12 protein-coding genes are annotated in these 15,436 nt (G+C 29.0%); 5 read left to right on the top strand and 7 right to left on the bottom strand.

The window, feature by feature from the left end; genetic code table 11:
* Positions 1 to 114: 114 nt before the first annotated feature.
* The 4 genes from OW763_RS01545 to OW763_RS01530 all read left to right on the top strand — a co-directional run bounded on the left by OW763_RS01545 (position 115) and on the right by OW763_RS01530 (position 4,631).
* Positions 115 to 1,743 carry a cell shape-determining protein gene (locus OW763_RS01545; RefSeq protein WP_268039302.1) on the top strand — a complete coding sequence of 543 codons (1,629 nt, stop codon included), beginning with the start codon at positions 115 to 117 and terminating at the stop codon, positions 1,741 to 1,743.
* A gap of 144 nt (positions 1,744 to 1,887) precedes the next feature.
* Complete coding sequence (locus tag OW763_RS01540) at positions 1,888 to 2,313, top strand: MarR family winged helix-turn-helix transcriptional regulator (RefSeq protein WP_268039301.1); 426 nt, start codon at positions 1,888 to 1,890, stop codon at positions 2,311 to 2,313.
* A gap of 149 nt (positions 2,314 to 2,462) precedes the next feature.
* Entirely contained in the window at positions 2,463 to 3,875 is a 1,413-nt protein-coding gene (locus OW763_RS01535) for a Na+/H+ antiporter NhaC family protein (RefSeq protein ID WP_268039300.1), read from the top strand.
* A 156-nt stretch (positions 3,876 to 4,031) separates the two neighbouring features.
* Positions 4,032 to 4,631, top strand: coding sequence for a 4Fe-4S binding protein (locus OW763_RS01530; protein ID WP_268039299.1), 600 nt, complete (start codon positions 4,032 to 4,034; stop codon positions 4,629 to 4,631).
* A gap of 70 nt (positions 4,632 to 4,701) precedes the next feature.
* On the opposite strand, the gene OW763_RS01525 is transcribed toward OW763_RS01530, so the two are convergent.
* The 3 genes from OW763_RS01525 to OW763_RS01515 all read right to left on the bottom strand — a co-directional run bounded on the left by OW763_RS01525 (position 4,702) and on the right by OW763_RS01515 (position 8,966).
* A complete protein-coding gene (locus OW763_RS01525; RefSeq protein ID WP_268039298.1) occupies positions 4,702 to 6,735 on the bottom strand; it encodes a methyl-accepting chemotaxis protein in 2,034 nt (677 codons plus the stop codon).
* A 208-nt stretch (positions 6,736 to 6,943) separates the two neighbouring features.
* Entirely contained in the window at positions 6,944 to 7,390 is a 447-nt protein-coding gene (locus OW763_RS01520) for a YiiD C-terminal domain-containing protein (RefSeq protein ID WP_268039297.1), read from the bottom strand.
* Between the two features lie 355 nt (positions 7,391 to 7,745).
* Complete coding sequence (locus OW763_RS01515) at positions 7,746 to 8,966, bottom strand: linear amide C-N hydrolase (RefSeq protein WP_268039296.1); 1,221 nt, start codon at positions 8,964 to 8,966, stop codon at positions 7,746 to 7,748.
* A 293-nt stretch (positions 8,967 to 9,259) separates the two neighbouring features.
* Here OW763_RS01515 and OW763_RS01510 point away from each other — a divergent pair, with 293 nt between their 5' ends.
* Complete coding sequence (locus OW763_RS01510) at positions 9,260 to 10,423, top strand: linear amide C-N hydrolase (RefSeq protein WP_268039295.1); 1,164 nt, start codon at positions 9,260 to 9,262, stop codon at positions 10,421 to 10,423.
* A 155-nt stretch (positions 10,424 to 10,578) separates the two neighbouring features.
* On the opposite strand, the gene OW763_RS01505 is transcribed toward OW763_RS01510, so the two are convergent.
* From OW763_RS01505 to OW763_RS01490, 4 genes are all read right to left on the bottom strand, one after another.
* Entirely contained in the window at positions 10,579 to 11,799 is a 1,221-nt protein-coding gene (locus tag OW763_RS01505) for a linear amide C-N hydrolase (RefSeq protein ID WP_268039294.1), read from the bottom strand.
* A 455-nt stretch (positions 11,800 to 12,254) separates the two neighbouring features.
* On the bottom strand, positions 12,255 to 13,187 hold the full coding sequence (locus OW763_RS01500; RefSeq protein ID WP_268039293.1) for a hypothetical protein: 933 nt from the start codon (positions 13,185 to 13,187) through the stop codon (positions 12,255 to 12,257).
* Between the two features lie 584 nt (positions 13,188 to 13,771).
* Complete coding sequence (locus OW763_RS01495; RefSeq protein ID WP_268039292.1) at positions 13,772 to 14,320, bottom strand: phosphoribosyltransferase family protein; 549 nt, start codon at positions 14,318 to 14,320, stop codon at positions 13,772 to 13,774.
* Between the two features lie 14 nt (positions 14,321 to 14,334).
* Positions 14,335 to 15,396 (bottom strand): solute carrier family 23 protein, encoded by a 1,062-nt coding sequence (locus OW763_RS01490; RefSeq protein WP_268039291.1) that lies wholly within the window; start codon positions 15,394 to 15,396, stop codon positions 14,335 to 14,337.
* Between the last annotated feature and the right edge of the window lie 40 nt (positions 15,397 to 15,436).

Genomic DNA, 15,436 nt, shown 5'->3' with positions numbered 1-15,436 from the left:
TTTTTATTGACATTTAAAAATAAAAGGAATATAATATATAGTATAAAATAACTCTTTAAATAATAAAAAATATAATATTTAGAGGTGGATATAACATTATTTGGAGGTGTACTAATGAAAAAAGGCAATAAAGGAATAATAGTAGTACTTGTTTCGGCGATAGTATTATTTATTCTTAACTATTTTCTATTATTACCGTTGAATTTGAAATTTCTAGGGACAACGTTGATATTAACATTATTTATAGTAATTAACTGCATAGTGTTGAACTTAATATCGTTAATTTCACAAAGAAAAACAGAGGGTAAGAAATCAAAAAAAAGTTTTATGATTTCAGGAATATTGATAGTTGTTATTATTGCATATGGATTAGTAAATTCACCTATATTCAGAGCTGATGAATATAGAAATTTAATTGGAAACGTTGAACAAAAAGAATTTACAAACGAAATAGATGCAGTTGATTTAACACAGCTTCCAATAGTTGATCAGCAGCTTGCACAAAATTTAGGAGATAAGAAGCTGGGAACTTATGTAGGACTAGGAAGTCAGGTTACCTTAGGGGAATTTACAAAACAAAATGTAAATGGAGAACTTTATTGGGTAGCGCCTCTTCTTCACAGTGGATTATTCAAATGGATGAATAATAAAGAAGGAACATCAGGATATATTATGGTAAGTGCTACTAATACTAAGGATGTAAAATTGGTAGATAAATTAAATGATAAGCCACTGAAAATAAAATATCAGCCAAATGCTTATTTTGGTACAGATTTAAAAAGACATGTATATATGAAGGCAGAAAAAAAACAGGGACTTACAGATTTTAGTTTTGAATTAGATGATGCTGGTAAACCATACTGGGTTATTACAAAATACACTAATTCAATAGGGTTTTCAGGTCAAAAAATACTTGGTGTTATAGTTGTTGATGCTGAAAGTGGAGAAATTAATGAATATGATATGAACAACATACCTGCTTGGGTAGATAGAGTAGCACCAGATTTCTTTATAAGAGATAGAATTGACTGGTGGGGAGAACTCGTTCATGGATTTTTCAATTTCAGTAAAAAGGACATGCTTACTTCAACAAAAGGAATGAATATGGTATACAATGATGGAGAGTGCTATTATTATACAGGAATAACATCTGTTGGAGCAGATGAAGCTATAGTAGGATTTGTTCTTACAAATACAAAAACAATGACTTCAACCTTTTACAAAGTTTCAGGTTCCACAGAAATAGCGGGAATGCAATCTGCAGAAGGTAAAGTACAAAATCTTGAATATAAAGCTACTTTCCCTATGCTAATAAATGTTGAAAATATCCCTACTTATTTCATGAGTTTAAAAGACAAGAAGGGATTAATTAAGCAGTATGCAATGGTAAGTGTAGAAGATTATAGCATAGTTGGAGTTGGTGAAACAATAAAAGAGGCAAAATCAAACTATGTTAAAACATTGAAAAGTAAAGGTGATATAACATTAGAGTTTACAGGAGAAGAGAAAAAACTTCAGGGAATAATAAGCAGAATAGGAGCTTTCAATGTAGAAGGTACAACTTATTATAATTTTATAATAAAAGAAAAACCAGAAACTATATTTACAGTATCTGCTTCTATTTCATCACAGCTTCCTTTGACAAAAGAAGGGGATAGTGTTTCATTTTCCTATAATGAAACAGAGAGCAGCAGTATAGATGTACTTGAATTTAATAATATAAATATTAAAGGAATTAAATAATTTAAAAATCAATTAAAAGCGAGAATTGAAAGTTATAATTTTCAATTCTCGCTTTGTTTTTAAAAAAAAATTAACGTTTTATCAGAGGTATCTTAATCAATTATTACTTGACAAATACTTTGATGTCCAAGTATAATATGAAATATGAAAGCAGATAATACTATTTACCTTATAGGAAGAATTAGAGAAAAAGCAAATAATCTTATAATAAGTGAGTTGAAACAGCTCGGAATGAGAGAAGTAGTACCATCCCATGGTGATATTTTAGTAACTTTATTCAAGTATAAAGAGTTGACTATGACAAAAATTGCTAATCAAATCCATAGAGATAGATCTACTGTTACAACTTTAGTGAACAAGTTAATGAAGTTAGGTTATGTTGAAACAAAGAAAAATCCAGAAGATAGCAGATCAAGTTTAGTCTATCTTACACAAAAAGGAAAGGAGTTAGAATCGGATTTTATAAGAATATCCAATATGATTTTTGAAATTGAATATAAAGATATAAATGAAGAAGAAAAGCAGGTGTTTCGAAATGTATTAAAAAAAATTTATGATAATTTACCATAAATTTTTTTAGAAATATACTTGGATATCCAAATAAATATTAAAATAAAATAATAAAGAAGTATTTTGATTATTTATAAAATTTTTTACACGAATACTTGCATGTCAAAGTATTTACAAATAGCTTTATACATAACAAAAGGAGGATATATATGGAATGCGGAGTGCTTTCGTTACTGGTACCACTTGTGGCTATTATATTGGCTTTTGTAACAAGGCAGATACTAATATCCATGTTTTTCGGGATAATAGTTGGTGGCATAATACTTAAAGGTAATTTTTTAGCAGGGATATCAGAGGGCGTTAACTCAATAGTATACATTTTAAAAGAAGAATGGGCTAGCAAGTCAATATTGTTTTGTCTTCTTATAGGTTCAATGGTTTATGTGTTGGAGGTTTCAGGAGGAATTCAAGGGCTTGTTATCCTCCTAACAGAGAAGACAAAAGTGGTGAAGTCAAAAATTGGTTCTCAGCTAATAGCTTATCTAATTGGATTTCTTCTGTTTGTTGAAGCTACCAGTTCAGTTGTTATATCAGGAACAGTTGCACGCCCTTTTTTTGACAAATATAAAGTATCACGAGAGAAACTTGCTTATATTTGCGATTCAACTGCATCACCTATAGCATGGCTTTTCCCAATAAATGCAGCAGGGACATTTATTATGGCACAAGTTGCTGCACAAAATTCAAAGGGGATTATAAGTGGAGAACCATTTATGTATGTTCTCAGTGCAATTCCTTTTCAGTTCTATAGTATTGTGGCAGTAGTTGTGGTTGGAATAGTTATATTTACAGGTAGAGACTTTAGCCTAATGAAAAAAGCAGAGGAACGAACACAAAATAGTAGTGATGTGATTGCAGAGGCAGCAGCGGAAATGTTACATTATGAAATTCTCCAAGGGAAAAAACCAAGAGCTGTAAATATGATTCTTCCAATAGCTATATTGGTTGGGAACATAATCTTTTTTCTATATAGTACTGGTGGAGGCAATATTACAAAAGGGGATGGACCTTCTGCTATCTATCAAGGGATAATCATAACACTGTTTATTACTGGAATTTTTTATTGGATTCAAGGGTATGTAAAACCTGCTGAATATATTAAGTGGTGCATAAAAGGTATGAATAAATTTCTTGAGATTACCATTATTCTAATATTGGCTTTTACACTTGGAAGTGTCATGAATAAGCTTGGTACAGGATTATATCTTGCACAAGTAATGAATGGGAATGTTGCTTATTATTTAGTTCCAGCACTAATGTTTATTATAGGGAGTATAATATCTTTTTCTACCGGAACCAGTGTTGGTACGGTAAGTATTATTTTTCCAATAGCTGTGCCAGTTGCTGCATCCTTAGGAACTAATATACCTTTGACTATAGGTGCTGTAGTATCCAGTGCCATATTTGGTGATCATTGTTCACCTATTTCCGATTCAACTATACTTTCTTCAATGATAGCAGAAATTCCTGTAATGGAACATTTTAAGACACAGATACCATATGCTCTTGTATCAGGAGGAATTTCATTGATTATGTTTCTAGTCGCTGGATTTATTTTTTAAGGCGATTATATATAGTAATAAAACTTTAAAATATAAAGTTTTATTCAATTAACAATTGGCAAGGGACAGTTAACAATTAATGATAATTTGTTTACAACAAATTTCAAAAAATAAGAATAGTGGAATATTCCACAGAAAAATAAGGAGAGATAAACGATGAAAGATGCTTTTAACTTTTTAAGAAAAATCAAATCAGTGGCTTTTGCCACTGTTGAAAATGGGAAACCATGCGTGAGAATTGCTGATGTTATGCTGGTAGAGGATGATAAACTCTATTTTTTGACAGCCAGAGGTAAACCTTATTATAAACAACTTAAGGAAAATCCACATCTTGCAATTGTAGGTATGGATGAAAACTATGTAACTGTACGAGTTACTGGAGATATTGAATTTGTGGATAGAAGCTATGTGGACAAGATATTTGAAGCCAACCCAATGATGAATGATCTTTACCCTGGTGAGAAGAGAGAGATTTTAGATGCATTCTGTATGATAAGAGGTGTAGGGGAAATATTTGATTTGTCTGTAGTTCCTATTGAACGACAACGATTTGATTTTGGAGGATCGGTTGTAAATCCTTCAGGATATTCAATAAATGAGAAATGTGTAGCTTGTGGAATATGTAAATCAGCTTGTCCTATGAATGCAATATCAGAAGATAGTATTTACAAGATAGACAGTACTAAGTGCTTGGAGTGTGGAAGATGTTTTGAGGCTTGCCCAAACAATGCCATAATTCCTCCTTTAGGACTATAATTTTAAATTTTTAATAAAATTAAAACATATAATGCTGCATTAAGTAATTGCAACATTATATGTTTTTTAGTTATACTTTAAATTTATTTGTTTCATCTTTAAGTTGTGCGGCTACTTCATTAAGCTGCATAGCGAAACTTGATACTTCTTCTGTATTTGCAAGCATTTCTTCAGAAGATGCAGCAATTTCTTCAGAAGATGCAGATGTTTCTTGAGCAACAGAGGATACAGATGTTGCTTTATCTGAAACTATATTCTTTGATTTTATGGTGTTATCAAGAGATACATATGTATCATCAATAAGTGGTACTATTTGAGCTATAGATTTTAATATATCTTCAAAAGCCATTACATTATTTTCAACTATATTAACCTGATTTTGTACTAATTCTTTAACTTTATCAGATGTATTTATTACATCTTCAGTTTCAACACTTATTGATTCAATTAAATGCTGTATTTGTTGTGTTGATTCTTTTGATTGTTCAGCAAGCTTTTTAATTTCATCAGCTACTACTGCAAAACCTTTACCATATTCTCCTGCTCTAGCTGCTTCTATTGCTGCATTAAGTGCAAGAAGATTTGTCTGTTCGGATATTCCATTTATAACATCAGTTATATTACCAATTTGAGACACACTTGAATTTAAATTGTTTATTGTATTTGTTGTTGTATCAAAACCTTCCTTAACTTCTTGAATAGATTTTAAAAGAACATCTATTTGTTCTTTTCCTATATTTGCTTTGTTTTCTGTTTCATCTGAATTATTTTTTACAAATAATAATTTATTTTGTATATTATCAATTTCTGATGCTAAATCCTCTATATTATGTACTACTTCCATTAAATCACTTGCTTGCTGTGCTGCACCAGTTGTTACATCGCCTATAGCAGTTGCTACTTCGTTGCTTGCTGATGTCATTTCTTCTGAATTACCTGCTAAGTTTGAAGACATATCTTCTATTTTAACAGCCTGTCCTTTTATGCTTCCAATTGCATTTCTTAAACTATCTGACATCTCTCTAAAACTGGCAGCAAGAATACCTATTTCGTCCTTGCTTTCTATAACTATCTCATTATCAAATTCACCTTTTGCTATATGTTTAGATATATCAACAAGATTTCCTAATGGTTTTGTAATATTTTTTGATATTGAATATAATAATGCTGCTGCAGCTGCCAAAGCAATAATTCCTATAGCTATTATCAGCATTGTGACCTGACTTATAGTTTTATTTACATGCTCCATAGACAATCCTATATCCATTGCACCTATATGTACACCCTCATTATAAACAGGAACTAATACATCATAAACATGGATAGCCGCTGTTTCCTTATCTGGTTTATAATCAAATTCGCTACTAAAAATCCTTTCCTCTACAGCAGCAGCTTTACTACCTTCATCAGTTAGAGTTATACCTATTCTGTCTTTATTGCTGTGAGCTACAGCTTTTAAGTTTTTATCAATAAAAACAACATAAACGATATCCTTATCTTTAGCTAATTTATCTGCTAAAGTTTGAGGTTCCAAGCTATTTGTTAATTTATTTATTTCATTTGCAAGTATTCCTACCTGTATCATCCCACCATTTTTTCTTGAGATATATCCATATTTATAATAGTCATCAGATGCGGTGCTTTTTCTTATATCTTCTATAAATTTAGTTTTTTGTCCAGATAAAACACAATAACCAGGGTGAGTATTATCATATATAAATCCTGACATTTCCGGTAAATTACAATAAATTGTATTGCCTTTTGCGTCTACAATATTTATCTCATTTACTTGAAAAGTTTTAGCTAGTTTAACTAAATATTCATTACTTATTGTATCAGATTTGTCATATAGAAAATCACCTAAAGATAGTATTCTATTTTCTATGTTTTTATTTATAGTATTTATTGCTGCATCGTTATTTTCAGCTTGTTTTGATAACTGATTTGCTAATTTTATTCCATCTTCCTTCATCTGAAATAACAATTTATTTTTCACTAAATTATTAGTCATAATTGTTATCGATGTAACAATCAAAAATATAATTATTAAAGGAATAGTTAATATTTTTGATTTTATCGTTAAGTTATTTAAAAATTTTTTCACTTGTATTCCCCCTGTCTTTATAGTATGCAAAATTTCAACATAATCAACTTCATAGTAGTATATTTCGTTCATAATAGACAATTCTTGATAGCGATTATAATTAATTTATCATAGTAATTATGATTAAATTATATTGTATATAACTATAAATGTAGGGTATGTTTCTAAAAATTAAATATTTTAAGTGAATTTTTAGCATATAAAAATATTAAATGTTTTTCAACGCAACATATTTACCTTCAAATTTTGCGGCTAAGTTTTCACCGTCATAACAATATACCTTAAGATTTAATTTGGCTTTCCCGTGCTCATTATAAGTTTTTAAAAAATTATTTCTATCTTCATCATTGAGTAAAACACATTCTGCAATAAAATCATTTTTTATTGGGACTAAATAATTTATGCTGCTTTTTTGAAGTACCAAACGAGCATTTGCATCAATTTCTTTAATATTTATGTATGATATTGACCATGCACAAACAGTCATCAATGTATTAATACTTCCAGCAAAGGCTATTCCCATATGGTTTTTGTTAGGTTCAAGTTTAGCTGATATCCTTACTTTATATGGTGTGAATTCTAAAACATTAAAGTTCATCACTTTTGTTAATGGTATTTTGTTATATAAAGATTTTTCAAATTCTTTTTCAGTCATTTTTTACCTCCAAATAGTATAAATTTAATTAACATTAGATAACTCAACTTTATTAGTTAAAAAATAACCGCTGCGATAAATGATATATTGATATAAAATGTTTCACTTAGTAAAGTAATTCTAAGTCCTAAAAGTTTAGTATTATTAAAAAACTCAAACTTGTTATTGATCAAACATGAGTTTCTCTTAATATAATAATAAATTTTTAAGACAAGAATTACTAATTGTTTGTTCAAATGGTTTATACGGAATATATTATTTATCTATGCTTTAGATTATTTTTTTTACCAAAGTTAAGTTATTAGTTTGTATAATTTTGAAATAAAAATTCTTAGGAAGATTTTTAATGTTGTGTTTATTTATTAGAAAAAAACTTATCAAGAAGATTTATTTTCTTAACTGTATCATATTTTCTGCCTAGTACAAGGTTTAATTCTCCATTATCTAAATCATATACTGCAGACCATCCTGTTGCAAATACAGACCAGTTTGTTTGTAAAATACTAATAATACCTTCAGCTGTAGGCATTTTCACACGGTTTAGTATATCCATAGCTTCAGCTGTAGTTACAATACCATTTTTACTTCTTAATATTTCTGATGCTAATTTATATCTATCTGAACCTGTACCATCGAGTTCTTCACCAGGTTTATATCCATAAAGAATAAAATTTGTTATAACTTGCCACCGCTCATTGCTTCTTATAATTTTAATATCGCCATCTAAAAACTCTATTATAGCAGAGTCACCTAGAGAATCTGAAATTATTAAATGAACATATATTGGATTTCCTGCTTGATCTGTTACAAAACTAATATTAAATTGTTTAAGCAACTTAATTGCTTCATCTACATTTTTTGCATAATCTAGTACTAATCGCATTGCTGAAGTTACTAAAAGTGCAATTTTACCTGGAAATTTAGTAGGGGTACTATATGATAATTTAAATACTGAAATTGCCACACCACATTCATTCATTCCATCAAATGTAAAATATGGTGAACTAAGAAAATGTCTTCTTTCCCATAAAGTATAGGGAAAAATATTTCTACTATAATTCAAATAGCTTAAATCTACCATAGATATAGATGAATATGCACATGGTGGACTTGTACAAAGAAGAAGAGCAGGACCGCGATCTGAATCGTAGTTTCTTCCAAGTAATCTATGTCCTTTGGGAGTGATGGCAGAAAAACTAGTACATGCTCCTTTATAAGAATTCTCAGGGTTGTTTTTTGAAAAATTTGGAGGATATAGTTGTTTCTTTTTTAAAAAATCAAAAAGTTGCATAATATTTGTTGAACCAACTTTTAAATAATCTTCAAAATTATATCCACCGTAATAATGCATAAAATAGCATGGAAATTCATCAATTTGTTCTAAACTTAATAAAGTTCTCAATTGATTATAGCTAAAATTTTTAAAATCGTTGTAGTCACCATTAATTTGATGTCCATCTATGAAGTAATCAACAGCTTGTCTCTCAAAAGGGGTTATTTCTATTTCTTCTTTATTGTGAGGTTTATTACAGTTATTATTTTCATATATTTTTTGGTAATCATGTGAGTTATTCATTTTAACACTCCATTAATAATTAAATTTTTTATGATTTACTACATTTGTTATTGTTATATCTATTAACCCTAATTATGGATTAATATTTTTTAACAAAGAAAGCTTGTTAATACTACATTTTATTCTTACTAGTAGTAAATGTTTCATTTTACATATCACACTAAAAAGATTATACATATTATTTAATATGAGAGGAATTTTTAAAGCAGTGAATAATAAAATCTGCATGCAGCTTTGTGATTTTGTAATTATGCAAATTTCTCTATTAAGTAAAATTAAACAGGAGAGATATTATGAGCAATGAAAATAATTTAAATAACTTTTATGAAAATCAAAATATATCTGAGAGTAAGCCTGTCCGATATTGTATAGATAACCATTATATAGATGGCGATTATAACGATTTTATTCATTTTAACTACAATCAACTCAAGACTTTATTGAACTTGAAAATGATTGATGATTATCCATGTTATTTTATAGAGTATAAAGGAGGGTATTATTTTGAGGATTTTTTAAAAGTAGGTGCCAGTAGCCTTGAAGAACAATTCAATTTTTTGGATAAAAAAAATTTATATCCACCTGAATATATAAAAAATAAAAATATATATACTTCTGGATGTACGTGCTTTTATGGAAAGAATGAAGAAGGAGAATATTTATATGGATTTAATCATGATTGGGAGGACACATCTGGACTTCTACTTTATACAAATCCACCATGTGCTTATGCCTCTTTATCTATGGTAGCTATACCTAACTTGGGCTATTATGGAAAAATGCTTCCGTCATGTTTGTGGGATAGGAGACATCTTCTTACTACACCATATTTTCCAAATGATGGTGTAAATGAATGTGGAGTAGCAATGGCTTTGCTAAAAGTACCTTATTCTAGATCACCAGAAGACCCAAGTAAAGTGTCTATTTTATTTACTTCAGCTATTAGATTAGTATTAGATTATGCAAAGAATTTAAATGAAGCAATTGAACTTTTAAAGCAATTCAATATTAAACCTATTACATTAGCAAATGGTAAATTAGTGCAGGTTCATTATTTAATCTCTGATGCTCTAGGAGATTCAGCAATTATTGAATTTGTAGATGGAGAAATGAAAGTTATTAGGGATACTGAAATATGGCAAGCAGTAACAAATTTTAATATTTACAAATATAAACATGGGGAAGGGGTAGAAGGTACAGGTATTGATAGATATCAATTAGCTTGTGATATTTTACGAAGTAAAAATGGAATAGTTACTATAAATGAAGCTTTGAATATATTAAATAGTGTAAAAGGACCAACAGCAAATGATTTTAAGGCATCTATAGCATCAAATAATAAAATACACCAAACCTGTTGGTCTTGTGTATATAATTTGAGTGAAATAAATTTAAATCTAGTATTGGGAACTAAATTTGGTAAAGTTATAAAAATGAATATATTGCAAAATTCTTAGTTGACAAGTTAATGATGTTTTGCTAATGTAAAACTACAATTTTTTAACTGCTTGTATAGAACACGTAAAATTAAATTTTATTTATATAATTGAGGAAATTGCATGTAGCTAGGTGATTTTGCAATTATCCAATTTCCTCAATTGGTAATTCTTAGTTAAGGTTTAGAAAAAAATTTATCAAGAAGATTCAACTTTATAACTTTACCATATTTTCTATTTAGTACAAGGTTTAATTCTCCATTTTCTGAATCATAAACAATAGACCATTGAGTTGTAGAAACATGCCATCCATTATTTAAATTATTGACAAATCCATTGAAAGTAGGCATCTTCACACGATTTAATATATCCATAGCTTCATCTAGAGTTACAATACCATTTTTGCTTCTTAATATTTCTGATGCTATTTCATATCTGTCTAAACCACCACCACATACTTCTTTTTCAGGTTCATATCCATAAATAATAAAGTTTGTAACTACTTGCCAAGGTTCATTGTTTCTTATAATCTTCATCTCTCCATCTAAAAACTCTATTATAGCAGAGTTACCTACAGTATCTGAAATTAAAAGATGAACATACATTGGACCTCTAACTGGATCTTCTGGAAAAGTAATGTTAAATTCTTTAAGAAGTTTAATTGCTTCATCAATATTTTTTGCATAATCTAATACTAATCGAACTGCTGTGTTTATCAAAAGTGTAACTTTACCTTGGAACTTAGTAGGAGTACTTTGGGGTAATTCTAACTGTGAAATTGCTACACCACATTCATTCATTCCATCACAAGGCATATATGGTGCGCTAAGCAAATGACGTTTTTGCCATAGCGTTGAAGGAAGTATATCACCATAGTAACCTAAATAATTTATATCGACCATTGATATTGATGCATATGCACATGGTGGATTTGTATAAACAAGAAGAGCTCCTTTATGAGTCATATCATAGTTTCTTCCAAATATACTGTGACCTTCTAGAGTGCTTGCAGAAAAACTAGAACATGCACTACAATGAGAAGTGTCAGATGTTTTTTCTATAATCTTAGGAGGATATAACTTTTTCTTTTTTAAGAAATCTAAAAGTTCCAGAAAGTTTTCTGAACCTGCCTTTAAATAATCTTCAAAATTATATTCACCGTAATAATGCATCAAATAACATGGATATTCATCGATTTGTTCTAAACTTAATAAAGTTCTCAATTGATTATAGCTAAAATTTTTAAAATCTTTGTAGTCACCGTTAATTTGATGTCCATCTATGCAATAATCAACAGCTTGTCTCTCAAAAGCTTTTATTTCTATTTCTTTTTTATCAGCAGGGTTATTACATTTATTATTTTTATGCACTATTTTGTAATCTTGTGAGTTAGTCATTTTATCACTCCATTAATCATTAAATTTTTAATGATTTAATATATTTAATTTAGAAAATTGCATGCATTTATATAATTTTGGAATTATGCAATTACCTCAATTTATTAATTTTAATAGAAGAATACTTTTTAATGTATATACATTCTTCTATTCTAGTATATTATATTCTTATTATGTAAAAGGGTGATATTATAAAGCCTTCCTAAGAATTTTGCAATAAAAATTCTTAGGAAGGCTTAAAATATGGGCATTCTTAATGGTTTTAGATATTTCTTCTGAAGAAGAGGTTACTTCTTCAGAGGTAGCATATAATTCTTCTGAAGATGAAGCTAATTGATGAGAGAATTCTACTATACCATTAATTAAATTATTGATATTGTTATATTAAAATTAAAAATGAAAAAACTTACTAAGAATAGGAACTTAAATTCTTAATAAGTTTTCTGCATGTACATCTATTTCTTTAAATCATTTATAGCGTTCTCTATAAATTTATTTGATTCTTCAGTTATCTTATAGTTATTTTTTTCTAGTATTTTTAAATATTCTTTTACAATGTTAGATATTTTAGTATCTGAATTACTCTCAGCTGCTTTTAAGTAACTTTCTTTTACTTCATCAAATAATTTATTACTTTGAGGGTCATATGTTATTCCCAATAAGTATGCTGAAATGTAAGAATTATATAAATTATCAATAGTAACCCTTGCTTTTGAGTCTTTATATGTATTCAAGAAAAGTTCGCAATTTTCGGCTCTTTTATATAGTTCATCCCATGAAATATTTAAGTTTGCATCTAAAATAGCTGGTGAATCATATTCTGTTGATAGAATATCTATATAGTTTTTAATATCATCAGTTAGATATTTACTATATTTATTAAAAAATTTATAATCTTGCATTGGAGAATACATACCCTCTGTCATTAAAATACTATAGCCTTTATTAACAAAGCTTTCAAGATATTGTTTTAATTCTTTATCTTTAATGTCTTTTATTTTATCTATAGTAAAATCATATTGAAATTCTTTACGTATTTTTTCATCAATATTATTTTTAGCCCAGTTATCATATACTTGGGTTAAATGTCCATTCTTAAAAGTTTCTAAACCTAGCATTAAAATAGAAGCATTTTCTTTTGATAAACCTTCTATGTTATGGTCAACGTAGTTTATTATATCTTGTTCATTTGAATTTTCTTTTGTTAATTTATCAAAATTATTTAAGATTTCTTTTTGTTCTTCTTTTGATTTTAAAGAAGTTTTTGATGAATCAGAAACAGCTTGTCCTGAAGTAGCTGTGTTATTAACTGGAGTTTTTTTATTACATCCTATAAAAGATGTTGTGGCTAGTAATCCACATATAGCAATTATTAATTTTCTTTTCATAGTAATACCTCCCAAATATGCTATTAATTAAAATTCACTTAAACAGTGTATATTAAAATTAGTATTAAAAGGTTACAAAATTATTAAAAATTAAAATTGCAAAAAATAAATAAAGAACATAACAATCTACCTTGCACCTATATAGATAACTTATTACCATATCATAATCTTTCGACTATGAAATAGCAGGTGACTACCTATAAAGATGGTTCGTTCGACCATACAAGATATCTACACAACCCTGTTAAACCTCTCGGCTTAACAGAACCGATTTAGAATAAAAATTCTAATATTTCAACACCCTGCATAATCTTCGCTCGACCCTATACCATAAGTTGGAACCTCATTACAATCAATAACACAAGGTTTCGACTGTAATAAAGCTTTTCCCCACCGTATAGAATCTTCCCTCTAACTATATACGAGCTTCTCAACCTGTATACAATCTTTGGTCGACCTATATATATCCGATTTTACGAACATATATAAATCTTAGCTCAATCGTTATGTTCCTTACGATATTAATATGTGTAGTTTACGAAATAATATACAATTATAAATGAAAATCTTTAAAAACTTTTTCTTTAATGGTTTATTGGAAATAAAGGCAATTTTTCTAAAAATATTATATCTTCTCTTTCAGCAGCATCGCCTTCTGCTAAAATTGAAGCTTTAGCAGTTATGATTCCACCTGCTTTTTCTACTAATCGTTCTATTGCATTTAATGATTCACCAGTACTAATTACATCATCAATTAATGCAACCTTTTTACCTTTAATTTTGTTTGCATCAATACCATCAAGACATAATAGTTGTTTTTTCTGAGAAGTTATAGAAACCACTTCATCACATATAGGATTTTTCATATAAGGTTTTATAGTTTTTCTTGCAACAATAAATTCTTTCATATTTAATATCTTTGAAATTTCATAAACTAAAGGAATTCCCTTAGCTTCTGCTGTAACTAATACATCAACTTCTGGCAACTTTTCTGCTAGAGATGGGGCTACATTAGATATAAGTTCAGTATCACCAAGTATCACAAAACTAGCAATTTCAAGTTCTTCATTTATTTTTAGTATTGGAAGATTACGTTTAATACCACATATATTTAATTCATAATTTTTATTCATTTATTAGTCCTCCTCTATCCTACTATAGGTAATAATATTTTCATTAATAATCCTGCAATCATCCCAATAAAAGGATCTGTAATAGCTGTTACAGTCATCGTAATTCCGCCTATAACTGTACCATGTGGAACTGTAGAAACAATAGCAAAAGATGCATTTACAGGTACTGTAACTAATGCACCTAATACAAATAGAAATCCTGCTATTGATCCTGTAGGAATGTATTTACCTATTTTAGGAAGAAGTCCCGCAAATAAGATTGCAGCCATAATTAACATCATTATAATACCATTAGTTACAGGATGATTAGTCCCACCTGTTGCAGAAATTATTGATTCTACAGGTGCACCACCAAAAAGGGAAGAACTCATATCAGCCAAAGAACTTACTATAGAGAGCTTATCTATGTTAACTTTACGATTTGCGAGTTGTCCAGTGATGTTACCAAATGCTATATTAGCACCTATGTTTAAGCACACCATACTCATAGCACCTCTTAATATTTTTGCACTTAATACAGGTTTTTGCATTTTAATTTTTTCTCTTTCTGTTACTGTACATTCAACATTTTTATTTACTATGTTATAGACAATACTTGATATTATTACTGATACTCCTATTGTATAAACTAAATCTTTTGTAAATATGTATGTGATTATTCCAGACGCTATAGAAACTGAACCTACAATTTTGTCCTTTTTAGCCATTTCTATAGAAACTTTAGCTAACATAATTCCAACTCCAGCCATCATTCCAGCTGTAATAACAGGACCAATTGAATCAATGATTTTGCTCATTAAGCCAAATATTCCAATTAAGGCCATTATGCATCCGCCATAAAAAATCATTGAAATCCTTTCTTTAAGGTTGTCTCCCATAGTTCCAGCTAAGGTGATTGTCTCAGCTTGAAAGGATATAGGTGCTACACCTCCTGTTATTGCGTTACCAACAGCACCTACTAGAAATGCAAATGCGGTAGGAACTGATGCAAAACCAAAAGATAATGCCAGTAGTCCTTGAGGCAATCCGTTAAGAAGTACGCTCAAGATTGCTAAAATGTCTTTCCATAAATTCATGTTTTATTCTCCTCTCAATTATGTCTACTCTTAGTGATAA

The organism is Clostridium aestuarii (genome assembly GCF_026735135.1).
Classification (GTDB): Bacteria; Bacillota; Clostridia; order Clostridiales; family Clostridiaceae; genus Clostridium_H; species Clostridium_H aestuarii.
The sequence above is the reverse complement of the archived record's forward strand: the minus strand, read 5'-3'. Positions and strand labels throughout refer to the sequence as shown.